Here is a 26,567-nt window from a genome sequence, read left to right on the forward strand (position 1 = left end):
ACCGCCTCCCCGGCCCGTCCACCGGGCCGGCGGCATCGTCGCAGACCGGGGCCGGGACGGCCGACGGCCGGCCCCCGCGGGTGCGGGGACCGGCCGTCGGGACGCGCTGCGGTCAGAGGGTGCCGAAGTCCTGCACCAGCAGCGCCTCGTTGACGAACATCGCGACGTTCACCGAGCTGCCGCTCTCGAGGACGACCTCGACGACGACGACGTCGGTGCCGCTCTCCGAGTCGTACTCCACCGTCACGAACGAGGCGTCGGCCGGCGCCTCGCCCTCGAAGACGTTGGCGTAGATGTAGCCGACCAGGTACTCCTCCGGGGTGACGCCGGCGCTGGCCGCGCCCTCGGCGGCGGCCTGCTGCAGCGACGGGTCGGTCAGCGCCCACGCGGTGGCCGTGTCGGCCTGCGCGACGGCGACCAGCCACTGGGCGGCCAGGTCGACCGAGCCGGTGATGGTCTCCTCACCGCTGCCGCCGCCGGTCGGGGGGTCCATCTCCTCCATGGGCACCTCGGCGCCCGTGGGCAGGTCCATGGTCGGCGGGTCCTCGTCCTCGCCCATCTGCTCCGACCCCATGCCCATGCCCTCGGCCGAGACCGACGACGAGGTGCTCGGCGGCGTGGACGTGCTCGAGGCGGTGTTCGAGTCGTCGTCGTCCCCGAGCAGGAAGAACAGCAGCACGCCGACGCCGGCGAGCACCACCACGGCGGCGGTGATCACCCACGGCAGGACGCTCTTCTTCTGCGGCGGCTGGCCGTAGCCGCCGGGCCCGTAGCCCGGGCCGCCGAAGCCCGGGCCGCCACCGGGCGGGCCGTAGCCGCCCGGCTGGCCGTAGCCACCCGGCTGGCCGTACTGGCCGGGGCCGGGCTGCCCGTACTGACCGGGCTGGCCGTACTGACCGGGCGCGCCGTACTGGCCGCCGTACTGACCTGGGGGTTGGCTCATGGTGCTTCTCTCGTCTCGGGTTGCCGGGGCGGGCGGCCCCGGAGCGGACAGCAAGGTAGCCAGGCGGCGGGGCCGCGCCTACCGGTTCGCGCGCGCGAGTTGTCACAGGTGCGTCACGAACCGTCCCGGGGGCCTCACGCCGGAGGCCCGGACGGAGGAGGCTGCGCACATTCCTGCGGCCGGGTCGCTGGTCGGCGTCCGACCGCGTCCCTACACTCCGCCGACGACCGCTACCCGGCGCCGGCTCGGACGGCCGGCCGAGCGGTGGCACACGGAGGGGACGTCAGCACGTGGAGTTGGAACAGTTCGGCCCGTACCGCATCGAGGCCATGCTCGGCCGGGGCGGGATGGGTGAGGTCTACCGCGCCTTCGACACCGAGCACGACCGCATCGTCGCGCTCAAGGTGCTCTCGGAGGCGCTGGCGGCCGACACCGGCTACCGGGAGCGCTTCCGCCGCGAGGCGCACCTGGCCGCGCGGTTGAACGAGCCGCACATCGTCCCGATCCACCGCTACGGCGAGATCGAGGGCCGCCTGTTCCTCGACATGCGCCTGGTGCCCGGCCGCGACGTCGCCGCCGTCCTGGCCGAGGAGGGCCCGATGGACCCCGCCCGCGCGGTGTCCATCGTCAGCCAGACCGCCCGCGCCCTGGACTCCGCGCACGCCGACGGCCTGGTCCACCGGGACGTGAAGCCCTCGAACGTGCTGGTCACCGGCTCCGGCGACGACGAGTTCGTGTACCTCGTCGACTTCGGCATCGCCCGGTCCACCTCCGACGCCGCCGGCCCGGCGCTCACCCAGACCGGCGCCGCGCTCGGCTCGTTCGACTACATGGCGCCCGAGCGGTTCCTCGAGAAGCCGATCGACAAGCGGGTCGACGTGTACGCGCTGGCCTGCGTGCTCTTCGAGTGCCTCACCGGCCGCCGTCCCTTCACCGGCGACGGCCTGGCCACGCTGATGTACGCCCACCTCAACAACGACCCGCAGGCGCCGTCGGCGGTCCGTCCCGGGCTGCCGCGCAAGCTCGACGAGGTGGTCCTCAAGGGTCTGGCCAAGGACCCCGACGAGCGCTACGCGACCTGCGGGGAGCTCGCGGCCGCGGCCCGCGCCGCCCTGCGCGAGTCCGGCGTCGCCGAGGCGGTCATCCCCGCCGCCCCGCCGACCTCGGTCACCCCGCTGCCGTTCCAGCCGCAGACCGTCGGGTTCTCCAACCCCGGCCCCGGTGGCTACGGACCGCCCTCGCACCCCGGCCCGGCCGGCTACGGCCCGCCGTCCAACCCCGGGCCCGGCGGGTACGGCCCGCCGTCCAACCCCGGCCCGCCGAGCTACGGACCGGCCACCGGCGGCTACGCACCCGCGGCCGGCACCGGGTACCCCGCGCCCTCCGCCCCCGGCGGCTACGGTCCGCCGTCCAACCCCGGCCCGCCCGGCTTCCCGCAGCAGGGCGCCGGGGGGACGACGGGCTTCGGCCCGAACGGCCCCGGCGGTCCTGGTGGGCCCGGCGGCTACCACGGCTCCTCGCCCTCGGGTGCCGGCCGGAAGCCGAACAGGCTGCCGTGGATCCTCGGTGGGGTCGCGGCCCTCGTGGTGCTCGCCGTCGTCCTGGTGGTCGTGCTCGCCGGCGGCTCCGACAACGGCGGTGGCGGCGGCACGGCCGACGACACCACTCCCCCCGTCGACACCACGACGCCGGGCGACACGACGCCGCCGACCGACCCGCCGGTCGAGGACGACCCGGAGGAGACCCTCCGCTCGGTCCTGCCCGCCACCTACGACGCGGACGCCTGCGAGCCCCGCAGCGAGCCGGTCGGCGACGGCGACCTCGCGGCCCTGCTGTGCGGCCCCTCGCCGGTCCAGCCCGGCCCCCAGGTGTCGAACTTCTTCCTCTACGAGGACGGGGACGCCGCCGCGGAGGTCTTCCAGGCCGACGTCGTGGACGGCCTGGCCCGGCCGGAGGCGGCGTCGCTGGCCGAGGTCCCGACGACGCAGGGCTGGCACACCTACACCACCGGGGACACCGGTGGACTGGTGGCCGCCTACACCAGCCAGCAGGGCGACGCCGTCCTGTACTGGACCCAGGACGACGTCGGCACCATCGGCGTCGTCTCGATCCCCGGCGGTGGCCCCGACGCCATCGCGACCCTCTGGGACTGGTGGACCGAGCCGAGCAACAGCGACTTCGTCGAGGGCTGAACCGGCACGAGGAGGGCTCCTCTCCCGCACGGGAGGCGGGGCCCTCCTCGCGTGCTGCCGGGGGGACGATCGACCGGGCAGCGGCACACGGAGGGACGTCAGCAGTGCAGTCGGAACAGTTCGGGCCCTACCGGGTCGAGGCCCCCCTCGGCCGGGGCGCCCGGGGGGAGCGCCTGCGCGCCACCGACGCCGGGCAGGACCGGGAGGTCACGCTCGACGTGCTGCCCGAGGAGCTGTCGGCCGACCCGGGCTACGCGGAGCGGTTCCGCCGCGAGGCCGACCTCGCCGCCCGGCTCGACGAGCCGCGCCTCGTCCCCGTGGTCCGGTCCGGCGAGGTCGGCGGGCGGCTCTACGTCGAACGGCCGTCGCTGCCCGGTCGGGACCTCGCCGCGGTGCTCGCCGAGGAGGGGCCGCTGGACCCCGCCCGCGCGGTGTCCGTGGTCGACCAGGTGGCCGCCGGGCTGGACGCCGCCCACGCCGCCGGCCTGGTGCACGGCGCCCTCGCGGCGTCCGAGGTCCTGCTCGGCGCCGACGGGTCGGTCCGGCTGACCGGCCTCGGCGTCCCGCCCCCGGAGCCCGCCGACCCGCGGGACGACGTCGCCGCGCTCGCCGGGCTGCTGCACGAGTGCCTCACCGGCTCCCGGCCCTCCCCTCCCGAGGTGCAGCCGCCGTCCGCCGTCCGTCCCGGGCTGCCGCCGCGGCTGGACGCCGTCGTCCTCACCGGCCTGGCCGACGACCCCGCCGAGCGCTACCGCAGCGCCGGGGAGCTCGCCGCCGCGGCACGCTCCGCGCTCGCCGGCGGCGGGGCGTCGGCCACCGCGGGCCGCCGCGGCCGGCGGCTGCTCCCGGTCGCGCTCGCCGCGGTCGCGGTCCTGGCGGCGCTGGCGCTCGTCGCCGTCCTGCTGGTGGGCCGCTCGGACGACGACGAGCCCACCGCCGACCCGCCGAGGTCGACCGAGCCGACCGGGCCGGCCACCACGCCGGGCTCCCCGGCGGACCCCGAGGCCGAGGACCGGCTGCGCGCGATCATCCCGCCGGAGTGGACCGCCGTGGACTGCGACACCGGCGAGCCGACCGACGACGGCGCGCTCGCGGTCCTGGGCTGCGGTTCCTCCTCCGGCCAGCCCGGCCCCGAGGACTCGGTCTTCTACCTCTACGAGGACCCCGCCACGGCCGAGGACGTCTTCCTGGCCGACATGGAGCGCAACGGCGTGGCCCCGCTGGCCGCCGGCGAGGTGTGCCCGCAGGACCAGGGCCACGGCACGTACACCGACGACGGCCGCACCGGCCGGATCGCCTGCTGGATCGACGCCGACAACGACGCGATCATGGCCTGGACGCAGGACGACGTCGGGGCACAGGGCTGGGTCGTGATCATCGACGGCGGCCAGCCCGGGCTCGACGCGCTGTACGCGTGGTGGACGTTCCCCGAGGAGGAGACCGCGGCGTTCCTGCCCCGCTGACGGCCGGTCCCGCTGACGGCCGGTCCCCCTGACGCCGAGGGCCCCGCCCCTCCCGGGACGGGGCCCTCGGCGCGGGCTCAGGCGTTCGCGCCCTGCGCGGCCGCGGCCAGCGCGTCGAGGCGCTGCGCGACCTGCTCGGCGGTGGCCGGCCGCTGTCCGACCGGTGCCAGGCAGTCGCTGACCAGGGCCGCCTCCTCGTGGGTCAGCCCCGGGGCCAGCGCCGGCTCGGCGCTCATGACCCGGCGGATGGCCAGCAGCGGCTCGCTGTCGGGCAGTTCCCCGTACAGGCCGTTGCCGGTCAGCGCCCGGTGCAGGGTGGCGCCCAGGGCGAAGACCTCGGTGGCCCGGGAGGGCCGGTCACCGCGCAGCAGCGCCGGGTCGAGGAACTCCACCGACGCGGCGCTGGCCATGCCGGTCAGCGTCACGCCCGGGGTGAGGAACCGCGCGAGGCCCAGGTCGGAGAGCTTGCCGCCGTCCTCGGTGAGCAGGATGTTGGCCGGCTTGAGGTCGCCGTGGGTCAGGCCGGCCTCGTGCAGGGCGTGCAGGGCGTGCGCCGCGTGGGCGACCGCCCGCAGCACCTCCGCCCGGCTCAGCGGCCGCGCGGGCGCGGCCAGCGAGCCCAGGGGGCAGTACTCCATGGCGTACAGGAAGCTGTCCTGCAGCACCGCGTCGTAGACCCGGACCAGGTACGGGGAGGAGACCTGGGCGAAGGCGCGCAGCTCGCGCACCCCGCGCTCGTAGGCCTGCTCGCTGTGGCTGCCGGTGAAGACCTTGACCGCGACGTACTCGTCGGGCAGTCCCAGCCGCGCCGGCGGGCGGGCCAGGTAGAAGCGTCCGTTGTTGCCCTCGCCGAGGACCCGGATCACCTGGTAGTCCGCGATCGTGGCAGGCGCCGCGCCAGCCAGGCCGACGGCATCCATGCATTACCTCCTGCAGCTGTGGTGCTCCCGGACGGGGCCGGGTCGCCGCCCGTGCGGCAGCGGGTCAGTGTGCACGGGCGCGGCCCGTCCGGGAAGGCGATCGCTCCCGGCGGTTCGCCCGATCAGGCGCGCGCCGGAACCCGCCACGGGCCCTCCGCCGCGGCTAGCATCCGCGCCCGCACGACGCCTGCTGCGGCGTCCGCGGCGGGCGCCCCGTCGCTCCTCCTGCACCCGCGGGTCCGGCAGCACGGACCGGCACCGTCCCACCGGAGCGACCGTGGAAGCCCGTCCCATCGCCGAGGTCATCGCCTACGTCTTCGTGGACCTGGCCGTGATCATCGTGCTGGCCCGTCTCATGGGCCGCCTCGCCGTGAAACTCGGCCAGCCGGCCGTCGTCGGCGAGATCATCGCCGGGATCCTGCTCGGCCCGACGCTCCTCGGCGCGCTGCCGGGTGACCTGGACACCCTGCTCTTCCCGACCGACATCAAGCCCTACCTCAACGTGCTCGCCCAGCTGGGCCTGGTGCTGTTCATGTTCCTGGTGGGTCTCGAGGTCGACCTGTCGTTCATCAAGGGCCGCGAGCGGGTGGCGGCGTCGGTGTCGATCGCCTCGATCGTCCTGCCGTTCTCCCTGGGCGTGCTCCTGGCCGTCTACCTGCACGAGCGGCACGACGTCGTGGGGGACGAGGAGGTCAGCTTCCTCGGGTTCGCGTTGTTCCTGGGCGTCGCCATGTCCATCACGGCGTTCCCGGTGCTCGCCCGGATCCTCACCGAACGGGGCATGCACCGTGTCCCGACCGGCGCGCTGGCTCTGGCCTGTGCCGCCGTGGACGACGTCCTCGCGTGGTCGCTGCTGGCGGTGGTCGTCGCGATCGTCGCGGCCACCTCGTTCACCGGCGTCGTGCAGATCCTGGCGTTCTCGGTCGTGTTCGCGCTGGTGATGTTCCTCGTGGTCAAGCCGCTGCTGCGGCTGCTGGTCACCTACCACGAGCGCTTCGGCCGGCTGACGCCCGACATGCTCGCGCTCGTGCTGGTCGGCATCCTGGTCAGCGCGTGGGTCGCCGAGGAGATCGGCATCCACTTCATCTTCGGCGCGTTCCTCTTCGGCGTGGTCATGCCGCGGCAGCGGGCGGCCAAGCTGACGCACGAGGTCACCGAGCGGCTCGAGCAGGTCAGCGTGCTGCTGCTCCTGCCGGTCTTCTTCGTGATCACCGGCTCGAACGTCGACATCGGCGCCATCACGGCCACCGGCTTCTGGGAGCTGTTCCTCATCCTCCTGGTGGCCATCTCCGGCAAGTTCGTGGGCGCCTTCGCCGCCGCCCGGGTGCAGCGGGTGCCGAAGCGCCAGGCGACCGCGCTGGCCGCGCTGATGAACACCCGTGGCCTGACCGAGCTCGTCATCCTCAACGCGGGCCTGCAGCTCGGCGTCCTCGACGGCACCATGTTCACGCTGATGGTGATCATGGCCGTCGTCACGACCGTGATGGCCTCGCCGCTGCTCAACGTGATCTACCCCAAGCGGATCCTGGACCGCGACATCGCGGCCGCCGAGCGGGCCGCGATGGGGCTCACCGACGCCTACACCGTGCAGGTCGTGGTCGACGACCCGCAGAAGGACGCCGGCCTGGTCGACCTGGCCTGCGACCTGGTGGGCCGCGAGGCGCCCGCCCAGGTGGTCCTGACCCGTGTCGTGAAGCGGACCCAGCCCAAGCCCGAGGTCGCCAGCGGCCTGGGCGCCGACCTGCTGCTCATGGCCAACGCCAGCGAGGAGCTGCGGCAGCTGGCCCGCCTCGTCGAGAGCCGGGGCCTCCGCGCGTCCGTGGCCTCCCGGTTCAGCGACGACCCGTGGAGCGAGGTCGCCGATCTCGCGACCAGCTCCGCGGCCGACGTGGTGCTGGTCCGCAGCGGCTGGGGCGTCCCCGAGGGCTCGACCGACGCCGCGCCGTGGCCGGCCGGCCTGCACGGCACCGTCGTCGTGGTGAGCGGCGAGCTGGGCGAGCCGGGGCTCAGCCCCCGCGGGCCGGTGTCCGTGGTGCAGGAGGGCGACGCCAACGGCCGCGCCGCGCTGCGCCTGGCGGCCCAGGCCTCGATGGGCCGGTCGGTCGCGCTGCAGCTGCAGGCCGGCGACGGCTGGCGGGCCGAGCGCCGGGCCGCCGGGGTCACCGACACCCTGCGGCGCGCCGGGGTCCTGGTGGCCGCGGAGGAGGAGGCCGGCGCCCTGCCCTCGCTGCTGGTGGCGCCCGCCGGAGCCGCGGTCACCGCGTCCGACGACCTGACGCCGGTCCTCGTGGTCCACGCCGGCACCGCGGACAGCGACCGCGACATGGACGAGACGCTCGCCGGCATCAGCAGCGGCGCCGCCCCGGCCTGACCGCCGCGGCGTCCACGACGGCGCCCGTCCCCGCTGCGGGGGCGGGCGCCGTCGCCGTTCCGGCGCCCGGGCCCTCCGTTCGTTCGGGGGCCCGGGCCCTCGTTCGTTCGGGGACCGCGTCCTCGCCCGGCTCCGGCGGCCGGCGGGACCCACTCCCCCGGCGGGTTGCCGACGCTGCGGGCCGGATCCGCCCGGCGAGATCCGGAGGACGCCGGCAGGGCGGCCGGCCGGCACCCCGGGCTGCCGCCCCACGGACACGCCCGCAGAGTGGCCCTCCCGGCCCGGCGGACCCCCGAACGCGACGGCGCCCGCGCCCCCTCAGCGGGGACGCGGGCGCCGTCGGAGCCGGTGGGCTCAGTAGCCGCCGTGCGGGGACTCGAAGGCGAACTGCCGCCCGCCCATGCGCACCGTCATGCCCGGGGTCAGCTGCACCGGCTGGCCCGGGATGAGCGACGTCCAGGCCAGCTCCCCGCGCCGGGCGAAGAGGGTGCCGTTGGCCGAGCCGATGTCGGTCAGGACGACGTCCCAGCCCTCCAGCCGGATCTCCGCGTGGTGCCGGCTGACCCCGCCGGTCTGGTCGACGACCAGCAGCGGCCGGTGCCCACCGCTGCGGACCCGCTCGTCGGTCTCCGGCTCGCGGCCGAGCAGGTAGTCGGCGTCGAGGCTCACCGTGGCCCCGTTGTCGAACACCAGCAGGCCCAGCGGCGGCCGCACGCCCTCGACGAAGACCGCGGTCTGCTGCGTGGTGCGGATGCCGCACTGCGCGCAGAAGAGCACCCGCGGGTCGTTGAGGTGGCCGTTCTTGCAGAGGATGCCCTTGACCTTGGGCCGGGTGTCGCCCTCCTCCTGGGGGGCGAGCGCGGCCGGCGGCTGCTCGTCGGTCACGACCGGCAGCGGCTCGCGCGGCGGCTCGACCTCGTCGGCGGCGGGCGGCTGCAGGAACGACACCGACCGGGCCGGCGGCGGCAGCTCCACCGGCGGCGGAGCGACCGGCGCCGCCGGTGCGGCGGGCGCCGGCGGCTGGGCGGCCGCCGGAGCGGCGTGCTCGTGCCCCGCGTGGTCGTGCCCGGCGTGGTCGTGACCGGCGTGGTCGTGACCGGCGTGTTCGTGGCCGGCGTGGTCGTGCACCGCCGGCGGGGGCGGCACCGGTGCCGCCGCGACCGGGGCCGGCACCGGTGGCGTGGTGACGCGGCCGGCGACCGGGAGCGGCGGGAGCTGCGCGATCATGGTGCCGCCCGTGACCACCGGCGGGGCCGGCACCGCCGGCGTCGCCGGAGCGGGTGCCGGGGAGAGCACCGCCGCCGCGCCGGGCACGGCGCCGGCCTCGAGGTCGGCCAGCGGGTGCGGGCCCATGTCGCCTGCGCTGCCCGCCGACAGCCGCAGCGCGGCGGGCGGCCAGTCGACCAGCCGGTCCAGGTAGGGCCGGCCGTCGGCGAGCGGGTTCTCGCCCTGCGCGCTGGTCAGCCGCAGCCCGAGGTCGGGCACCTCGGCGACACCGTTCCCGAGCAGCGCGAGGGCCAGGCCCTCCTCGGTCGCGGCGGCGACGGCGAACGACGGCACCTCCGGAGCGGTGGGCAGCCAGGCGCGCAGCTCCTCGTGCAGCCGGCGGCCCGGCGCGCGCCGGCCGGCCGCGGAGACGCGGCGGCACAGCCCGACGAGCTCCCCGAGCCGGCGGTCACCGGCCGGGGCAGCCGCGGGCGCGGCCGGCGTGACGCCCCAGCCGCCCAGCCCGGCGCTGGGCGCGGGCGCGGGAGCGGCGGTGGCCTCGACGGCGACGACGAGCACGACGCCGGGCAGCCGGACGACGAGGTCCTCGCCGGGCGTGACGGCGACGCCGACCTGGTCGAACGGGGGCACACCGACCGCCGCCGCGGGAGCCGCGGCGGCGGGGGCGGGAGCGGAGGGGACGACGGGCGAGGCCATCAGACGAGCCGCCCGCCGTTGATCCGCCAGTGGATGAACGGCACGCGCATCGGGCCGTTGGCGACCAGCCAGACGATGATCCACGTCGTCACGAAGTGGATGACGAACGCCGGGCCGGGGACGCCGTCGTGCCAGAAGACGGCACCGCCGGCGAAGAGGAACCAGACCAGCAGCCCCTCGTTGATGCCGGTCAGGAAGCCGAAGAGGGTCGGCCAGTCCTTCTCCCACCGGAACTGCTGGATGGCGTGGTAGAGCAGCTCCCAGAGCACGCCAAGCACGGTGGTCACGATGAGGACGGAGAAGGTGGCGCCGTAGGAGGCGCCAATGCCGACGCCGGTCGGCAGGATCGGCGTGATGATCAGCGTCCAGAGGCCGCCGACCACGACCAGCAGGAAGATCCTGGTCTGGATGCGGCCGTTCAGGGTGGGGAGCACAGAGGTCTCTCTCGGGTCGTGAGGTCAGGCAGTGGTGGGTCGGGAGCGGTGGGGCGTCAGATCTGCTTGTTGCGGACCCACTTCCACCACTGGCTGGTCGAGCGGCCGGGGCCGAGCTTCTTGGCGAAGCCCTGCTTGATCAGGTCGTCGGCGATCTCCTGCGCGGCGATCTGCAGGCCGAAGAAGGTGTCCACGCCGGGGAACGGGCCACCGAGGGTGGCGCTGCCGGAGGCGTAGATCTTGCCGCCGTTCTGCGTGCCCAGGAGCTCGAAGTTCGTGCCGACGTCGAGGCGGCCGACCGGGTTGCGGCCGGCGCCGGAGTGGTCGAGCAGGTCGGCGAGGACCCGGTGCTCGCGGATGTCGGCCTCGAGGCCGGTGCAGTCGATGACGAAGTCGAAGGTGCCCAGCTGCGGCCCCTGGTCGCTGCTCACCGCGACCTCGACGAGGTCGCCGACCGGCCGCAGGTTGTCGATCTGGCCGATCATCACGCGGTACCAGCCCTCGCGCCGGCCACGGTCGAGCTGCTCGAGCCAGTCGTTGCGCAGCGGCGTGTTGGTGCCGCCCATCTCCTTGTAGAGGCGGGCGCGCTCCTCGCCGTGGCTCTTGCGGACCTGCTGCTTGAGCTGGCCGCCCCACACCGACTTCGGGTAGTTGAAGCCCTGGTAGGCCCAGCCGTCGGCGCCGCGGCGGCGCTTGAAGATGCTCGGACCGTGGGCCTTGTCCACGTAGGTGCGGAACAGGTGCACGATCTGCGTCTGCAGCCCGCGCTGGTCGCGGTCGTCGATCAGGCGCTGCAGCACGCGGGAGGCGACGATGCCGCCGCCGCGGATGAGCACGGTGCCGGGGCGCTTGTGCAGCCGCTCGTACACGTGCTCGTGCGGCTCGTAGGCGTTCACGACCTTGTGGAAGTCGTTGTACTCCTGCCGGTACTTCTGCAGGTCGGGCAGGAACTTCAGGCCCGGGTAGCCGACGGCCACGTGCACCCACTGGCTGCGGTAGGCGATGCGGCGGGTGCCGGCCGCGCCCTCGGGCGGGGTGAGGATCGTGAAGTACCCGCCGCCGACGCGGCGCCGCACCATGCGGACCTGCCCGTGCACGACCATCTCGGGGTACCGGATCCGGTACATCTCCCGCTCCATGGACGTGAACGCGTGCCCGGCCTTGGGCGTGTAGTAGCGCTTGAAGATCGGCTCGAGGAAGACGTTCCACCACTGCTTCGGGCCCTCGCGCAGGGCGTAGCTGGGGAAGCCCCAGATGTTGTCCGGCGTGGACGCCGAGTCCGACCGCAGCCGCTCGCCGCGCGGGATCTGGGAGACCGTCGTCAGGTACTCGTAGCTCTCCCACGGCGTCTTCAGCGGGGTGAGCACGCGCATCGCGCTGGTCGGCACGCCACAGATCCGCAGGTAGTCCACGGTCACGAACGACCCGATGCCGCCGCCGAAGGTGACGAAGGGGACGTCGATGATCGGGATGCCGGCCTCGGCCAGCATCTGGTCGGTCCAGACGTGGGTGTTGACCAGCTGGTCGTTCAGGTCGCCGGGCTGCGGCGGCTGGGCGTGCTGGGGCGCGATCGTGCTCTCGCTCACGGGGGTGTTCCGTCCTTGCTCGGGGAGCCTGCACTGTCGGGGGCTGCCGCCACCCCTGTCAACGGGATCCGCCGCGGCAGTGGCGAACCGTTGCCGGGACCCCTCCGAGGGGGGAACCGGGCGTCCTCCGCCGGGGTCCCCGCGCAGGTCCGGGGCCCCGGAGGGCCGGCCGGCGCCTAGACTCGCGCCTCGTCCCGCGCGCGTGGGGAACAGCTCGGCTGCGCGGGTCTGCGGGGAGGTCGACGGTGGAGTTCCGGGAGTTCGGTCCCTACCGGATCGAGGGGCTGCTCGGCCGCGGCGGCATGGGCGTGGTCTACGAGGCCTTCGACACCGACCACCAGCGGCGGGTCGCGCTGAAGGTCCTCGCCGAGGACCTGGCCGCCGACTCCGCCTACCGCGAGCGGTTCCGCCGCGAGGCCTACGCCGCGGCCCGCCTCAACGACCCGCACATCGTGCCGATCCACCGCTACGGGGACATCGACGGCCGGCTGTTCCTCGACATGCGGCTCGTCCGCGGGGCCGACCTCTCGGCGGTCATCGCCGACCGCGGGCCGCTCGCCCCGCGCCGGGCCGTGGGCATCGTCTCGCAGGTCGCCCACGCCCTGGACTCCGCGCACGCCGAGGGCCTGGTGCACCGCGACGTGAAGCCGTCCAACGTGCTGGTCTGCACGCGCGCCGAGGACGCGGACGACGACGAGGAGGAGTTCGTCTACCTCGTCGACTTCGGCATCGCGCAGCCGGTGATGCCCGACCCGGGGCAGCCGGCCCTGACGCGGGCCGGCTCGGCGGTCGGCAGCTTCGACTACATGGCGCCCGAGCGCTTCCTCGAGCACCCCGCCGACGCCCGGTCCGACGTCTACTCGCTGGCCTGCGTGCTCTACGAGTCCCTGACCGGACGGCGGCCGTTCCCGGTCACCGGCCTGGCGCCGCTGATGTGGGCGCACCTGAACGAGGCGCCCCCGTCGACGTCCGCGGCCCGGCCGGAACTGCCCCGCGGCCTGGACGAGGTGATCGCGAAGGGTCTGGCCAAGGACCCCGCGGAGCGCTGGCCCTCCGCCGGTGCGCTCGCGACGGCCGCCCGCAAGGTCCTGACGTCCACGTCGCGGATCCCGAGCGTCGCGCCGGGCACCGCGGGAGGGACCGTGCGGCTGGCGCCGTCCGCCGTCCCCGCTCCCCCGGCCGCCGTCGGGGTCCAGCCGTTCGTCACCTCCCCGGGCACGGGGCCGGCCACGCCGGCGGCGGAGCCCGAGCCGGTGCGGTCCGGGGGCGTGCCACCCCCGCCCGGCGGCGCCACGCCCCCCGGCGGCAGCACCACGACCGGCGGCCGACGGCGCGGCCGGGGCCGTGCGGCGGTGGTCGCGGTGTGGACGGCGGCCGCGCTGGTCGCCGCGCTCGTCGCCGTCCTCCTGCTGACCGACGGCGGCGAGGCGGCGCGGGACCGCCCCGACCTACCGGTGGCCGGGCCGCAGCAGGACGACCTGCTGGCCATCCTGCCGGCGGACTTCGACGCGGGCGGGTGCCGGCCCGCGCCGGCCGCCGACGACGGGGAGGTCGCGGCGGTCGACTGCGGCCCCAGCGCCACCCAGCCGGGGCCGGCCACCTCCCGGTTCTTCCTCTATCCCGACGGTGAGACCGCCGACCGCGTGTTCCGCGAGGACGTCGAGCGGCTCGACCTCACGGAGCTGGTCAACGGCGCCGACTGCCCGGCGTCCCAGGGCCATCGCCGGTGGCAGGACGACGCCGGCAACGCCGGCCAGGTGGCCTGCTACGTCGACCGGGAGAACGACGCCGTCCTGATCTGGACCGAGACCGAGGACGCGGTGGAGGCGGTCGTCCGCATCCGCAACGGCGGCACCGAGGGTCTCGTGCAGCTGGTCAACTGGTGGGCCGATCCGGAGGTCACGGTCTTCGGCTGAGGAAGGACCCCGTCCCTCTCCCGCCTCGCACGCTCGGCGCGAGCCTCCGGACGGGGCCGCGAACGGCAGGCCCTGCGGGCTGTTCCTAAGCCGAGCCGAACCGGCGCTGGCGGGAGGCGTACTCCTCGCACGCGGCCCACAGGTGCCGGCGGTCGAAGTCCGGCCAGAGCGTGTCGAGGAACACGAACTCGGCGTAGGCCGACTGCCAGAGCAGGAAGTTGCTGGTGCGGTTCTCGCCGGAGCTGCGGACGAACAGGTCGACGTCGGGCATGTCGGGCTCGTCGAGGTAGCGGGCGACCGTGGCCTCGGTGACCTTGCCCGGGTCGAGCCGGCCGGCGGCGACGTCGCGGGCGATCGCGGCGGCGGCGTCGGCGATCTCGGCGCGGCCGCCGTAGTTCACGCACATGGTCAGCGTGAGGACGTCGTTGTCCTTCGTGAGCTCCTCGGCGACCTCGAGCTCGTTGATCACGCTGCGCCAGAGCCGCGGGCGGCGGCCGGCCCAGCGCACCCGGACCCCGAGCTCGTGCATCTCGTCGCGGCGGCGGCGGATGACGTCGCGGTTGAAGCCCATCAGGAAGCGGACCTCCTCGGGGCTGCGCCGCCAGTTCTCGGTGGAGAAGGCGTAGGCGCTGATCGCCTTGATGCCCAGCTCGATCGCGCCCTCGACGCAGTCGAACAGCGAGGACTCCCCCGCCTCGTGCCCGGCGGTGCGCGGCAGGCCGCGCTGCTTGGCCCAGCGGCCGTTGCCGTCCATGACGATCGCCACGTGGCCGGGGACCTTGTCCGCGGGGAGGTCGGGCGGCCGGACGCCGGACGGGTGCGGGTTCGGCGGCTTCACCTCGCGCCGCGCGGCGGTGCGCCTCACGACCGGTCGACCAGGGCGAGCGAGCGCAGGCCGCGCTCGAGGTGCCACTGCAGCAGGGCGGCGACCAGGCCGCTGCCCTCCCGGCGCTGCGCGGTCTCGCTGGCCTCGGCGCGCTCCCAGTCGCCGGACAGCAGCGCCTCCAGCAGCTCGAGGGTGACCGGGTTGGGCATGGCCGAGCCGGTCGGGCGGCAGTCGCGGCAGACCGAGCCCCCGGCGGGCACGGAGAAGTGCCGGTGCGGGCCGTCCTCGCCGCAGCGGGCGCAGGCGGTCAGCGCCGGCTCCCAGCCGGCCACCGACATCGCGCGCAGCAGGAAGGCGTCGAGCACCAGCGGCGCGGGGTGGGTGCGCTCGGACAGCGCCCGCAGCGCGCCGATGACGAGCAGGAACATCCGCAGGGAGGGCTCCTTCTCCTCCGCGGTCAGCCGGTCGGCGGTCTCCAGGACGGCGGTGCCGGCGGTGTAGGCCGGGTAGTCGGCGACCACCGCCTGCCCGTACGCGCGGATCGACTCGGCCTGGCTGACCACGTCGAGCGTGCGCCCGGTGTACAGCTGCAGGTCGACGTGGCTGAACGGCTCCAGCCGGGCGCCGAACTTGCTCTTCGTGCGGCGCACGCCCTTGGCCACCGCCCGGACCTTGCCGTGCCGGCGGGTGAGGACCGTGACGATGCGGTCGGCCTCCCCCAGCTTCTGGGTGCGCAGGACGACGCCCTCGTCGCGGTACAGCGACTGCGGTGTGGTGCTCACTCAGTAGCCCAGCCGGTTCAGCTTCTTCGGGTCGTCCTGCCACTCGCCGAGCACGGTGACGTGCAGGTCGAGGTGGACGCGGGCGTCGAGCAGGGTCTCCATGCCGGCACGGGCCTCGGTGCCGATCGCCTTGATGACCGACCCGCCCTTCCCCAGCAGCATCGGCTTCTGGCTGGGCCGCTCGCAGTGCAGCAGCGCGTGCACCTCGACCAGCTCGCCGCCGGCGCGCTTGGGGTCCGGGCGGCGGTTCATCTCCTCGATGGTGACCGCGAGCGAGTGCGGCACCTCCTGGAACACCTTCTCCAGCGCGGCCTCGCGGACCAGCTCGGCCAGCTGCCGCTCGACGTCCTCGTCGGTGGTCTGCTCCTGCGGGTACAGCGGCGGGCCCTCGGGCAGGAGGCCGACCAGCAGGTCCTCCAGCAGCTCGACCTGGTCACCGCGCACGGCGCTCACCGGCACCACCTCGGCGGCCTCAACGAGCCGGCTGGCGGCCACCAGCTGCTCGGCCACCTGCTTCTTGCTCGCCGCGTCGGTCTTGGTGACGACGACGACCTTGGGCGCCGTCACCTCCTTCAGCTGGCGGGCGATGAACGCGTCGCCGCTGCCGACGGGCTGGTCGGCCGGCACGCAGAACACCACGACATCGACGTCGGACAGGGTGTCGCGGACGACGTCGTTCAGCCGCCGCCCCAGCAGGCTCTTCGGCTTGTGCAGGCCGGGGGTGTCGACCAGCACCAACTGGCCGCCGGGCCGGTGCACGACGCCGCGGATGGCGTGCCGGGTGGTCTGCGGGCGGTTGCTGACGATGCCGACCTTCTCGCCGACCATCGCGTTGGTCAGCGTGGTCTTGCCCGCGTTGGGGCGGCCCACCAGGCAGGCGAAGCCGCTGCGGTGCGGCTGCTCCGGCGTGCTCACCGGTCCAGTCTCCCACTGCCGACCGACAGGGCCGCGCGACCGGGCCGCCCGGCCGGCGCGCGAGGATGGCGACGTGGCGGGACGAGGGCGGCGCGGGTCGTCGGCGGCGTGGGCCGGGCAGCGGCGGCAGCACGTGGAGCAGGTCCGCGGGTACCGGTTCGTGGCCGGGTGGGGCCCGCGGCGCTCGGCGACCGTCGTCCCCCAGCCGCTGCGCTACTGGCAGTACGAGGCGCCGGGCCCGGTGCCGCTCGCGCTGGCCGCCGCGCTCGCCGTCGGCTGGCTGGCGCTGTTCGGCTGGAGCGGCGGGTGGGGCGAGGTGCGCGACGAGCTGCCGTGGGCGGTGGGCGCCGGCCTGCTCGTGGTGGTGCTCAACACCCGGCGGACCACGGTCTCCGACCACGGTCTGTCCACGCACACCGCCGGCACCCGCCCGGACGCCGCGGACGTCGTGGCGCTGGCACAGGTCCGGGAGGTCCACCTCGGCCGGCCCCCGGCGGACTGGCCGGCGGCGGCGCGCCCCGGCCGGTGGTTCCCGGGGCGGTCCCGCGTGTCCGTCCGGTACGCCGCGGACGACGGTGCGGAGCGGGCCGTCACCTACTGGGCGCGCGACCCCGGGGCGTTCACCGAGGCGCTGGACTGAACCCCGCGGCGCCCGCTCAGGCGGTGGTGCGCAGCGTCCCGTCGGGGCCGGCGAGGTACACCGGGGCGGACGGCGTCAGGTCGTGGACGGCGGCCAGACCCTCCTGCTCGACGGCGTCGGAGGAGGACACGATCGCCGCCGCCTCCAGCCCGGTCACCCCGCTCGAGACGGCGGCGGCGACGGCCGCCTGGAGCGCGGACAGCTTCAGCGAGGGCAGGTCCACCGTGGCCGCCAGGTAGGTGCGGCCGTCGGTGTCGCGGACCGCCGCCCCCTCCGGCGCGCCGGTGCGGCCCAGCGCGGAGCGGGCGAGCGTGACGAGCTTGGCGTCCTCGGGCTGGAGATCCGGCACCGGGACATCCTCGCCCATCGACCGGCCGGCCCTCCCGCAGGGGCCCGCCGCGAGCCTGCGAGCGGTGGGGGCTGGAGGGTCCTCCCTCAGCCTTCCCCGACGCCGGCCGGCTGCTCGGCGCGGGTGGCTCCCGACGGCCGGGCCGGCTCCGCCTCGTCGTCGGCGCCCGGCTCGGGCACCCGGCAGACCAGCAGCGTGTCGATCCGGTTCCGCCGTCCGCCGGTGCTCTCGGCGACCAGCCGCAGGCCGCCGACCTCCGTCGCGGAGCCCTCGATCGGGACCATCCCGAGCTCGCGGGCGAGCAGCCCGCCCACGGTCTCGACGCCCTCGTCGGCCGGGAGCTCGACGGAGAACAGCTCGGCGAGGTCCTCCACCGGCAGCCGGGCGGTGACCCGCATCGAGCCGTCGGGCAGCTCCTCGACCGGCGGCCGCTGGAAGGCGTCGTGCTCGTCGGCGATCTCGCCGACGATCTCCTCGAGGATGTCCTCGATGGTGACCAGGCCGGCGAAGCCGCCGTACTCGTCGACCACGATCGCGATGTGGATGCGCTGCGCCTGCATGTCGCGCAGCAGCTCGTCGACCGGCTTGGACTCCGGGACGAACGTCGGCGGGCGCATCAGCTCCTCGACCCGCGGGCCGCGGCCGTCGCCGAGGTTCTGCGAGCGGCGGACCAGGTCCTTGAGGTAGACGACCCCGACGACGTCGTCCACGTTCTCGCCGATGACCGGGATGCGGCTGAAGCCGCTGCGCAGCGCGAGCGCCAGCGCCTGCCGGACGGTCTTGCTGCGCTCGATGTAGACGACGTCGGTGCGCGGCACCATGACCTCGCGGGCGATGGTGTCGCCCAGCTCGAAGACCGAGTGGATCATGTTCCGCTCGCCGGACTCCACGACGCCGCGCTCCTCGGCCATGTCGACCAGCTCGCGCAGCTCGACCTCGGAGGAGAACGGCCCGTCGCGGAAGCCGCGGCCGGGCGTGATCGCGTTCCCCACGAGGATCAGCAGGGTGGCCACCGGGCCGAGCACCCGGCCGAGCACCCGGACGACGCCGGCGGTGGCCAGCGCGGTGCCGTAGGCGTGCTGGCGGCCGAGGGTGCGCGGGCCGACGCCGACCAGCACGTAGCTGACGACGGTCATGATCCCGGCGGCGGTGAGCACCGCCTGCCAGCCGCTGCCCCACAGCTCGTAGAGGACGACGGTCACCACGACCGCGGCGACCATCTCGCAGAGGATCCGCAGCAGCAGGAGCAGCGACACGTGCCGCGCGCGCTCCTCGAGGACCTGCTCGAGCGCGCCCGCCCGCTTGGTGCCCTCCCGGCGCATCTCCTGCACCCGCGCGGCGGAGACCCGCTGCAGCGCGGCGTCCATCGCGCCGAACAGGCCGGCCAGCGGGACCAGCAGGACGGCGACCACCAGCAGCACGATCTGGGAGGAGGTCATCGCGGCCTCACCGGGAGCGGGGCTCCCGCTCGGCGGGCTCCCCGGTGACCGGCTGCCGGGGGGCCGAGCGCCAGGCGTCGAGGAGCTTGGCCTGCAGGCCGAACATCTCCTTCTCCTCCTCGGGCTCCATGTGGTCGTAGCCCAGGATGTGCAGCACGCCGTGGGTGGCCAGCAGCACCAGTTCGTCGTCCATCGTGTGGCCGGCGGCGCGGGCCTGGCGGACGGCGACCGACGGGCACAGGACGACGTCGCCGAGCAGCGCGGGCCCCGGCTCCGGGTCGTCGGGCCGGGAGGTGTCGAGCTCGTCCATGGGGAACGCGAGCACGTCGGTGGGGCCCTTCTCGCCCATCCACCGCTCGTGCAGGGTCGCCATGTACTCGGGGTCCACGCACAGCACCGACAGCTCGGCCATCGGGTTCACGCCCATCTCGGCCAGGACGAACCGGCAGATGCCGGCCAGCTCGGCCTCGTCGACGGCGATCTCGGACTCGTTGGCCACCTCGACGGGCACGGCCGTCAGCTCCCCTGCCGGCGCGGTCGGTTGCCGACCGTCCGGCCGCCCTGCGCCGGGCCGGCCGGACGTGCCGACGACTGCTGGTGCGCGGCGTCCCAGCGCTCGTAGGCGTCGACGATGTCGCCGACCAGCCGGTGCCGGACGACGTCGGAGCTGGTCAGGTTGGCGAAGTGGACGTCCTCGACGCCGTCGAGGATCTCCCGCACCACCCGCAGGCCGCTCTGCGCGCCGCCCGGGAGGTCGACCTGCGTGATGTCGCCGGTGACCACGATCTTCGAGCCGAACCCGAGCCGGGTGAGGAACATCTTCATCTGCTCGGCCGTGGTGTTCTGCGCCTCGTCGAGGATGACGAACGCGTCGTTCAGCGTGCGGCCGCGCATGTAGGCCAGCGGCGCGACCTCGATGGTCCCGGCCGCCATCAGCCGCGGGATCGACTCGGGGTCGACCATGTCGTGCAGCGCGTCGTACAGCGGCCGCAGGTAGGGGTCGATCTTCTCCGAGAGGGTCCCGGGCAGGTAGCCGAGCCGCTCGCCGGCCTCGACCGCGGGCCGGGTGAGGATGATCCGGTTGACCTGCTTGGTCTGCAGCGCCTGCACGGCCTTGGCCATCGCCAGGTAGGTCTTACCGGTACCGGCCGGGCCGATGCCGAAGACGATCGTGTGCGCGTCGATCGCGTCGACGTAGCGCTTCTGGTTCAGCGTCTTGGGCCGGATGGTGCGGCCCCGGCGGCTGATGATGTCGAGGCTGAGCACCTCGGCCGGCCGCTCGGCGCCGCCGCTGCGCAGCATGCCGATGACCCGGCGGACCGAGTCGGGCCGCAGCGCCTGGCCGGTGCCCAGCAGCGCGATCAGCTCGTCGAAGACGCGGACGGCGAAGGCGTTGTCGGCCGGCTGGCCGGTCACCGAGATCTCGTTGCCGCGGACGTGCACGTCGGCGACGACCTCGGCCTCGACCAGCCGGAGCAGCTCGTCCCCGGAGCCGAGCAGCCCCACCATGGAGACGCTCTCGGGGACGGTGATGGTGGTGCGGACGGGTGCGGGCGCGCTGCCCGCCAGAGCCGACGCGCCCGCGCCGCCGTCCACCGCGGCGGCGGAGGCCGAGGCCTCACGCGACGTGGGGGCTCCCGGCACGGGGACGTTCGGGGAGGAGTCGGGCAAGAACCCTCGACCCTGCCTTCCTGCTGAGGCGATCGGACCGGTCGAGGATACCCGCGCAACGCCCTCCGGAACCCGCCTCGCCCGAACGGGTCAGCGGCCCTCGTAGGTGGCCCTGCCCGGCCCGTCGGTCAGGAAGGAGCGGACGGCGCCGCGCAGGTCGGCGGTGGCGAACAGCGGACCGGACAGCTGCGGCATCACGGCGTCGGCCGCGCGGACCCCGTCGCGCACCGCCGTGCCCACCAGCCGCTTGGTCGCGGCGTGGGCCACGGTCGGGCCGGCGGCCACCTGTGCGGCGAGGGCGCGGGCGGCCTCGGCGAACCCCTCGTCGGGCAGCACGCGGTTCACCACGCCCCAGCGCTCGAGCTCCGCGGCCGGGTACCGCCCGCCGGTGTAGATCAGCTCCTTGGCCCGGGCCGGCCCGGCCCGCTCGGCCAGCCGCTGCGGCCCGCCCATCGAGGGCGTCAGCCCGACGACGATCTCCACCAGCCCGAAGGACGCGCGCTCCGCGGCGACCAGCAGGTCGCAGGCCAGGGCCAGCTCGAAGGCCGCGGTCAGGGTGAGGCCGTGGGCGGCGAAGACGGTCGGGACCGGCAGGTCCTCCAGGGTCTGCGCGAGGCGGATCAGCCGGGCCCAGAGCGCCGTCCCCTCGCCGGCGGGGTCCGGGCCCTCGGCGATGGCCTGGAAGTGGTGGACGTCGACGCCGGCGGACACCACCTTGCCGCGGGCCTCCAGCAGCACGGCGCGGGCGCGGTCGCGCCGGCCGGGCTCGGTGAGCGCGACCAGCTCGGCCACCGCCGTCTCGTAGCCGGCGAAGACGGACTCGTCGAACAGGTTCAGCGGCGGGGCGTCCAGGACGACGACGGCGACGTCGCCGTCCCGCTCGACGCGGACGGGGCTCTCGGTCACCTCGTCACCCTGGCACCCCCGCCGCACCGGCGCCGAGGGCGGGCCCGGACGGCCGACCCGGCGGTACGTTCCCGCGATGGGCAGCGTCTACCGGTCCGCGGCGGGCCGGGACATCCTCCGGGCGTGGTGCGCCGCCCGGCTGCAGGCGGCGGCACCCCCGCACGAGAGGGTGGAGATCCCCACCGCTGCCGGTGCCACCTCGGTCCTGGTGACCGGGTCGGGACCGCAGACGTTCGTGTACCTGCCAGGCACGCACTTCAACGCCGCGACCAGCCTGGAGGTCGTCGCCGCGCTCGCTCGCCGGGGGCGGGTCGTGCTCCCCGACCTCCCGGGCCAGCCCGGTCTCAGCACCGGAGAGCGGCCCGGTCCCGACCGGATGGCGGCCTACGGCCGATGGGCCGGCGAGGTCCTCGCCTGGGCGCGGGCGCAGCCGTCGCCCGGGCGGCTGGTCCTCGTCGGCCACTCGCTGGGCGCGGCCGTCGCCCTGGCCGCACCGCCGGAGGGCGTCGACCGGCTGGTCCTGCTCGACCCCGCGGGGATCGTGCCCGCCCGGGTCTCCCCCGCCGTGCTCGGCGTGACCCTCCACTGGCTGACGCGCCCGTCCCCGCGCACGGCCCGGGCCCTGGCCGCGCGCATGTCCGGTCCGGGCCACGACCCGCGGCCGGAGACGGTCGAGTGGCTGGCGCTCGTGGGGCGGCACGTCCGCGCGGCCGGGGCGCCGGGCCCCCTGCCGCACGCGGTCACCGACGCCTGGCGGGAGGTCCCGCAGCGCATCGCGGTCGGGGCGCACGACTGCTTCTTCGCGCCGCGACGGCTGGCCGCCGCGCTCCGTGGACGTCCGGGCGGCGACCCGCTCGTCGTCCTCCCCGGCCTGGGCCACCTCACGACGGAGGAGGACCCGGAGGGCGTCGCGGCCCTGGTCGCCGGCGGCTGACGTCAGCCCGGGGGCCAGCCCATCGGGCGGCCGCCGAGCACGTGCAGGTGCAGGTGGTCGACCGACTGGCCGGCGTGCGGACCGGTGTTGGTGACCACGCGGTAGCCCGGCTCGACGCCGTCGCCGGTGACCAGCCCCTCCTGCCTGGCCACGTCGGCGGCGGCGCGGACCACGGCGACGAGCAGCTCGGGGTCGGCGGCGGCCAGCGCACCGAGGTTGCGGTGGTGGTCCTTGGGGACCACGAGCACGTGCGTCGGGGCCTGCGGGTTGATGTCCCGGAAGGCGAGCGTGCGCTCGGTCTCGGAGACGACGTCGGCCGGGATCTCGCCGGCGACCATGCGGCAGAACAGGCAGTCGCTCACGGAAGACGACCCTAGAGGGTGATCCCGCTCGTTCCGTTTCGTCGTCAGGATGGCCGGCGCCGTCACCCCCGAGGAGGAACCCGCCCGTGCCGTCCCTCACCCGCCGTGAGCTCCTCGCCGGAGGGCTGCTGGCCCTCGCCGGGGCGGCCGCCGCCGGCTGCGCCGGCCCCGCGGCCGCGGACCTCGACGGCCCGCAGGGGACGCTGCGCCTCAGCGCCCTGCCCGACGGGGAGCCCGGGGCGCTCCGCGACCAGTACTGGGCGCTGGCCGAGCGGATGTCGGGCCCGCTGCGGCTGCAGGCCGCGTACGTGGCGGCGGCCGACTACGACGAGTCGATGCGCGACTTCCGCACCGGCGGCGTCGACCTGACCTGGTTCCCCGGGCTGGCCGGGGTGCGCGCCCGGCTGCTGGCGCCCGGCGCCGTCCCGCTGGTGCGGCGCGACGTGGACGCCGCCCAGCGGTCGGTGTTCGTCGTCGGGGCAGGAACCGGCCTGACGCCGTCGCCGGACCTGACCCCGCTGGCGTCCCGGCGCTTCGCCTACGGCCAGGAGTCCTCGGTGACGGGGCGGCTGATGCCGGCCTGGTTCCTCGAGCAGCAGGGCGTGGACCCGGTGGGCTTCCCCGGCGGGCCGGTGCTGGCCGGCTCGCACGACGCCGTCCTGCAGCAGGTGGCCGACGGCACCGTGGAGGCCGGGGTCGTGAGCGAGCGCGCGTGGGAGGAGCGGCTGGCGGGGGGCGCCGGGCCGGACCTGGTCGAGTACGCGCGGACCGAGCCCTACGCCGACTCGTGCTGGCTGATGCACCCGGGACTGCCCGGCCGGCTCGGCGACGACATCGGCACCCGGCTGACCGGGTGGTTCACCGGGCTGTCGGCCGGCGACGCGGCCGACGCCGAGGTGCTGGAGCTGTGCGGCGCAGGGGCGTTCGTCCCGGCCGCCGCCGCGGACCTGGACCGGCTGGAGGAGGCGGCGCGCCGGCTCGGTCTCGTCTAGCGCCAGCGGGTCCCGAGCGAGAGCGCGGCCAGGGCGGCCGCCCCGGCCGTCGACGTGCGCAGCACCTCGGGGCCCAGCCGCACCGGCTCCGCACCGGCCGCCCGGAAGGCGAGGACCTCGCCGTCGGTGAGCCCGCCCTCGGGTCCGACGACGACGGCGACCGTGCCGTCGGTGGGCACGTCGAGGGCGGCGATCCGCGCCCGGGCCTGCTCGTGCAGCACCACCGCCAGGTCGACCTCGGCCAGCTCGCCGCACACCTCGCGGGTGCTGGCCAGCTCGGCGACCTCGGGCAGCCGCGGCCGCCGCGACTGCTTGCTCGCCGCGTGCGCCACCGCGCGCCACCGCGCGACCCCCTTGGCGGCGCGGTCCTCGCGCCACCGCGTGACGCAGCGGGACGCCGCCCACGGCACGATGCGGTCCACGCCCAGCTCGGTGGCCAGCTCGACGGCCAGCGGCCCCCGGTCGCCCTTGGGCAGGGCCTGCACCAGCACCAGCCGCGGCTGCGCCGGGGGCACCTCCAGCCGGCTCTCCACCCGCACCCGCAGCCCCTCGGGACCGGCGGCGGCGACCTCGCCCTCGGCGACCGTGCCGCGGCCGTCGCCGACCCGCACCCGCTCGCCGGGGGCCAGCCGCAGCACGTCGACCGCGTGCCGGCCCTCCGGCCCGGCGACGAGCACCTCGTCGCCGGGCGGCAGCTCCTCGAGCAGGAACAGCGGGGCGCCGTCGAGCTCGGGCAGGCCCGTACCGGTGGTGCTCATGCCCTCACTTCAGCACGTCGCGCAGCCGGGAGAACAGCCCGCCCTGCCCTTCCGGGGCAGCTCCGGGCCGGTCCTCGCCGCGCAGCACCGCGAGCTCGCGCAGCAGCTTCTCCTGCTCGGCGTCCAGCTTCGTCGGGGTCTCCACCTCGACGTGCACCATCAGGTTGCCGCGGCCGGTGGCCCGCAGCCGCGGGGCGCCGCGGCCGCGGAGGGTGAGCACCGTGCCGGACTGCGTGCCCGGCCGGATGTCGACGTCCTCCTCGCCGTCCAGCGTGGTCAGCGACAGCGTCGTGCCCAGCGCCGCGGCGGTCATCGGCAGCGTGACCCGGCAGTGCAGGTCCTCACCGTCGCGGGTGAACACCGGGTGCGGCCGCTCGGAGATCTCGACGTACAGGTCGCCGGCCGGGCCGCCGCCCGGCCCGACCTCGCCGTGGCCGGTCAGCCGGATCCGCATGCCGTCCTCGACGCCGGCCGGCACCTTGACGGTGATGTTCCGCCGGGCCCGCACCCGCCCGTCGCCGCCGCACTTCATGCACGGCTCGGGGATGACCTGGCCGGTCCCCTCGCAGGTGGGGCACACCCGGCTGGAGACGACCTGGCCGAGGAAGGACCGCTGCACGCTCTGCACCTCGCCGCGGCCCGAGCAGGTGGTGCACGTGGTCGGGTGGGTGCCCGGCGCGGTGCCGGCGCCGGCGCAGGTGTCGCAGAGGACGGCGGTGTCGACGGTGATGTCCTCGGTGGTGCCGAACACCGTCTGGTCCAGGTCGAGGTCCAGGCGGATCAGGGCGTCGCCGCCGGCGCGGGTGCGGCTGCGCGGCCCGCGCGCGCCCATCCCGCCGCCGAAGAAGGCGTCCATGATGTCGCCCAGCCCGCCGAAGCCGGCGCCGGCGAAGGGGCTGCCGCCCCCGCCTCCGCCGCTGTCGAACGGGTCGCCGCCGAGGTCGACGATGCGGCGCTTCTCCGGGTCGGTCAGCGCCTGGTAGGCCTTGTTGACCTCCTGGAAGCGCTCCTTGGCCTCCGGGTCGGGGTTGACGTCCGGGTGGAGGTCGCGCGCGAGCCGGCGGTAGGCCTTCTTGATGTCGCTGTCGGAGGCGCCGCGGGCCAGGCCGAGCACGCCGTAGTAGTCGGTTGCCATGGAGGGGTCTCAGCCTCAGCTCTCGGCCAGCAGCTGGCCGACGTAGCGGGCCACGGCGCGGACCGCGGCCATGTTCGTTGGGTAGTCCATGCGGGTGGGGCCCACGATGCCCAGGCCCCCGAGGGCCCGGTCCGCCGAGCCGTACCCCACGGAGACGACGGAGGCACCCGTCAGGGCCTCGTGCGCGTTCTCCTCGCCGATCCGGACGACGACGGTGCCGCCGGTGTCGACCTCGCTGATGAGCTTCAGGACGACGACCTGCTCCTCCAGCGCCTCGAGGATCGGCCGCACCGTGCCGGGGAGGTCCAGGGCGGTGCGGGTGAGGTTCGCCGTCCCGCCCACGACCAGGCGGTCCTCCCCCGGCTCCACCAGCGTCTCGACCAGCGTCGAGCTGAGCGCGGCGACCAGCGGGCGCAGGTGCGGCGGGGCCGACTCCACCAGGTCGGGCACCTTGCTGCCGGCGTCGGCGAGCTTGGCGCCGGTGAAGGCTCCGTTGAGCAGCGTCCGCAGCTCGGCGACGGTGTCGTGGTCGACGTCGACCGGGCACTCGACCACCCGTTGCTCCACCCGGCCGGTGTCGGTGATCAGCACGAGCAGCAGCCGGGAGCCGGCCACCTGGACGACCTCCAGGTGGCGCACGGCGCTGCGCGACAGGGTCGGGTACTGGACGACGGCGACCTGGCGGGTCAGCTGCGCCAGCAGGCGGACGGTGCGGCCCAGCACGTCGTGCAGGTCGACGGCGCCGTCGAGGAACCGCTCGATGGCCTTGCGCTCCGCGGCCGACAGCGGCTTGACCGCCGAGAGCCGGTCGACGAAGAGCCGGTAGCCCTTGTCGGTGGGCACCCGCCCGGCGCTGGTGTGCGGCTGGGCGATGTAGCCCTGCTCCTCCAGCACCGCCATGTCGTTGCGGATGGTGGCCGGCGAGACGCCGAGGTCGTGCCGCTCGGCGAGGGCCTTGCTGCCCACCGGGTCGTTGGTGGAGACGTAGTCCTGGACGATCGCCCGCAGGACCTGCAGGCGCCGTTCGTCGTGCGCCACGGTGACACCTCCCCGTACCGGTCGACTGCCGTGCGAGAGGGCCGCAGTGCCTCGCCGCACCGCTCCGTCGCA

24 protein-coding genes are annotated in these 26,567 nt (G+C 75.4%); 7 read left to right on the forward strand and 17 right to left on the reverse strand.

The annotated features are described in order from the left end of the window. Window positions 1–112: 112 nt before the first annotated feature. Window positions 113–943 carry a hypothetical protein gene (locus ACI8AX_RS05895; RefSeq protein ID WP_456548854.1) on the reverse strand — a complete coding sequence of 277 codons (831 nt, stop codon included), beginning with the start codon at window positions 941–943 and terminating at the stop codon, window positions 113–115. Between the two features lie 290 nt (window positions 944–1,233). Between ACI8AX_RS05895 and ACI8AX_RS05900 the strand changes: the two genes are divergently transcribed. After that, entirely contained in the window at window positions 1,234–3,135 is a 1,902-nt protein-coding gene (locus ACI8AX_RS05900) for a serine/threonine-protein kinase (RefSeq protein ID WP_456548855.1), read from the forward strand. A gap of 104 nt (window positions 3,136–3,239) precedes the next feature. Further along, on the forward strand, window positions 3,240–4,598 hold the full coding sequence (locus ACI8AX_RS05905; RefSeq protein WP_456548856.1) for a serine/threonine-protein kinase: 1,359 nt from the start codon (window positions 3,240–3,242) through the stop codon (window positions 4,596–4,598). A 77-nt stretch (window positions 4,599–4,675) separates the two neighbouring features. Here the strand turns inward: ACI8AX_RS05905 and ACI8AX_RS05910 are convergent, their stop codons facing one another. Then, the gene (locus tag ACI8AX_RS05910) at window positions 4,676–5,518 is read right to left on the reverse strand and encodes a protein kinase domain-containing protein (RefSeq protein ID WP_456548857.1); all 843 of its coding nucleotides are present in this window, start codon (window positions 5,516–5,518) and stop codon (window positions 4,676–4,678) included. 277 nt (window positions 5,519–5,795) lie between these two features. Between ACI8AX_RS05910 and ACI8AX_RS05915 the strand changes: the two genes are divergently transcribed. After that, complete coding sequence (locus ACI8AX_RS05915; protein WP_456548858.1) at window positions 5,796–7,889, forward strand: cation:proton antiporter; 2,094 nt, start codon at window positions 5,796–5,798, stop codon at window positions 7,887–7,889. A 354-nt stretch (window positions 7,890–8,243) separates the two neighbouring features. Here ACI8AX_RS05915 and ACI8AX_RS05920 read toward each other — a convergent pair whose 3' ends face one another. From ACI8AX_RS05920 to ACI8AX_RS05930, 3 genes are read right to left on the reverse strand one after another with little or no spacing between them, the layout of a single operon-like run. Next, window positions 8,244–9,812 (reverse strand): FHA domain-containing protein, encoded by a 1,569-nt coding sequence (locus ACI8AX_RS05920; RefSeq protein WP_456548859.1) that lies wholly within the window; start codon window positions 9,810–9,812, stop codon window positions 8,244–8,246. After that, window positions 9,812–10,246, reverse strand: coding sequence for a hypothetical protein (locus ACI8AX_RS05925; RefSeq protein ID WP_456548860.1), 435 nt, complete (start codon window positions 10,244–10,246; stop codon window positions 9,812–9,814). Before ACI8AX_RS05925 ends, ACI8AX_RS05920 begins: the two co-directional genes overlap by 1 nt. 56 nt (window positions 10,247–10,302) lie before the next feature. After that, complete coding sequence (locus tag ACI8AX_RS05930) at window positions 10,303–11,832, reverse strand: hypothetical protein (RefSeq protein WP_456548861.1); 1,530 nt, start codon at window positions 11,830–11,832, stop codon at window positions 10,303–10,305. A gap of 245 nt (window positions 11,833–12,077) precedes the next feature. Here ACI8AX_RS05930 and ACI8AX_RS05935 point away from each other — a divergent pair, with 245 nt between their 5' ends. Next, entirely contained in the window at window positions 12,078–13,748 is a 1,671-nt protein-coding gene (locus ACI8AX_RS05935) for a serine/threonine-protein kinase (RefSeq protein ID WP_456548862.1), read from the forward strand. An 85-nt stretch (window positions 13,749–13,833) separates the two neighbouring features. Here the strand turns inward: ACI8AX_RS05935 and ACI8AX_RS05940 are convergent, their stop codons facing one another. The 3 genes from ACI8AX_RS05940 to era are packed head-to-tail and all read right to left on the reverse strand — an operon-like array spanning window position 13,834 to window position 16,271. Next, a complete protein-coding gene (locus tag ACI8AX_RS05940; RefSeq protein WP_456548863.1) occupies window positions 13,834–14,613 on the reverse strand; it encodes an isoprenyl transferase in 780 nt (259 codons plus the stop codon). Continuing rightward, complete coding sequence (gene recO / locus ACI8AX_RS05945) at window positions 14,610–15,356, reverse strand: DNA repair protein RecO (protein ID WP_456548864.1); 747 nt, start codon at window positions 15,354–15,356, stop codon at window positions 14,610–14,612. The genes ACI8AX_RS05940 and recO overlap by 4 nt, the downstream gene beginning before the upstream one ends. After that, complete coding sequence (era, locus tag ACI8AX_RS05950) at window positions 15,357–16,271, reverse strand: GTPase Era (RefSeq protein ID WP_456548865.1); 915 nt, start codon at window positions 16,269–16,271, stop codon at window positions 15,357–15,359. Window positions 16,272–16,344: 73 nt separating this feature from the next. Here era and ACI8AX_RS05955 point away from each other — a divergent pair, with 73 nt between their 5' ends. Continuing rightward, the gene (locus ACI8AX_RS05955) at window positions 16,345–16,911 is read left to right on the forward strand and encodes a hypothetical protein (protein WP_456548866.1); all 567 of its coding nucleotides are present in this window, start codon (window positions 16,345–16,347) and stop codon (window positions 16,909–16,911) included. 16 nt (window positions 16,912–16,927) lie between these two features. Here the strand turns inward: ACI8AX_RS05955 and ACI8AX_RS05960 are convergent, their stop codons facing one another. From ACI8AX_RS05960 to ACI8AX_RS05980, 5 genes are all read right to left on the reverse strand, one after another. Beyond that, the gene (locus ACI8AX_RS05960) at window positions 16,928–17,260 is read right to left on the reverse strand and encodes a cytidine deaminase (RefSeq protein ID WP_456548867.1); all 333 of its coding nucleotides are present in this window, start codon (window positions 17,258–17,260) and stop codon (window positions 16,928–16,930) included. Between the two features lie 86 nt (window positions 17,261–17,346). Then, window positions 17,347–18,699, reverse strand: a complete 1,353-nt coding sequence (locus tag ACI8AX_RS05965; RefSeq protein WP_456548868.1) for a hemolysin family protein — start codon at window positions 18,697–18,699, stop codon at window positions 17,347–17,349. A gap of 7 nt (window positions 18,700–18,706) precedes the next feature. After that, window positions 18,707–19,210 (reverse strand): rRNA maturation RNase YbeY, encoded by a 504-nt coding sequence (gene ybeY / locus ACI8AX_RS05970; protein WP_456548869.1) that lies wholly within the window; start codon window positions 19,208–19,210, stop codon window positions 18,707–18,709. 5 nt (window positions 19,211–19,215) lie between these two features. After that, window positions 19,216–20,343 (reverse strand): PhoH family protein, encoded by a 1,128-nt coding sequence (locus tag ACI8AX_RS05975; RefSeq protein ID WP_456548870.1) that lies wholly within the window; start codon window positions 20,341–20,343, stop codon window positions 19,216–19,218. A gap of 117 nt (window positions 20,344–20,460) precedes the next feature. Next, entirely contained in the window at window positions 20,461–21,276 is an 816-nt protein-coding gene (locus ACI8AX_RS05980; protein ID WP_456548871.1) for an enoyl-CoA hydratase/isomerase family protein, read from the reverse strand. Between the two features lie 76 nt (window positions 21,277–21,352). Here ACI8AX_RS05980 and ACI8AX_RS05985 point away from each other — a divergent pair, with 76 nt between their 5' ends. Then, window positions 21,353–22,210, forward strand: a complete 858-nt coding sequence (locus ACI8AX_RS05985; protein ID WP_456548872.1) for an alpha/beta fold hydrolase — start codon at window positions 21,353–21,355, stop codon at window positions 22,208–22,210. 2 nt (window positions 22,211–22,212) lie between these two features. Here ACI8AX_RS05985 and ACI8AX_RS05990 read toward each other — a convergent pair whose 3' ends face one another. Beyond that, window positions 22,213–22,572, reverse strand: coding sequence for a histidine triad nucleotide-binding protein (locus ACI8AX_RS05990; protein WP_456548873.1), 360 nt, complete (start codon window positions 22,570–22,572; stop codon window positions 22,213–22,215). Between the two features lie 86 nt (window positions 22,573–22,658). On the opposite strand from ACI8AX_RS05990, the gene ACI8AX_RS05995 reads away from it, so the two are divergent. Then, window positions 22,659–23,564 (forward strand): PhnD/SsuA/transferrin family substrate-binding protein, encoded by a 906-nt coding sequence (locus ACI8AX_RS05995; RefSeq protein ID WP_456548874.1) that lies wholly within the window; start codon window positions 22,659–22,661, stop codon window positions 23,562–23,564. Here the strand turns inward: ACI8AX_RS05995 and ACI8AX_RS06000 are convergent. Genes ACI8AX_RS06000 through hrcA form a run of 3 tightly spaced genes read right to left on the reverse strand, consistent with a single transcriptional unit; the run spans window position 23,561 to window position 26,495 of the window. Further along, on the reverse strand, window positions 23,561–24,322 hold the full coding sequence (locus tag ACI8AX_RS06000) for a 16S rRNA (uracil(1498)-N(3))-methyltransferase (RefSeq protein ID WP_456548875.1): 762 nt from the start codon (window positions 24,320–24,322) through the stop codon (window positions 23,561–23,563). The genes ACI8AX_RS05995 and ACI8AX_RS06000 overlap by 4 nt on opposite strands. A 4-nt stretch (window positions 24,323–24,326) precedes the next feature. After that, a complete protein-coding gene (gene dnaJ / locus ACI8AX_RS06005) occupies window positions 24,327–25,457 on the reverse strand; it encodes a molecular chaperone DnaJ (protein WP_456548876.1) in 1,131 nt (376 codons plus the stop codon). Window positions 25,458–25,472: 15 nt separating this feature from the next. Further along, window positions 25,473–26,495: a heat-inducible transcriptional repressor HrcA gene (hrcA, locus tag ACI8AX_RS06010; protein WP_456548877.1), complete on the reverse strand. Its 1,023-nt coding sequence runs from the start codon at window positions 26,493–26,495 to the stop codon at window positions 25,473–25,475. Window positions 26,496–26,567: the final 72 nt, after the last annotated feature.

This window comes from Blastococcus sp. SYSU D00813 (genome assembly GCF_054050735.1).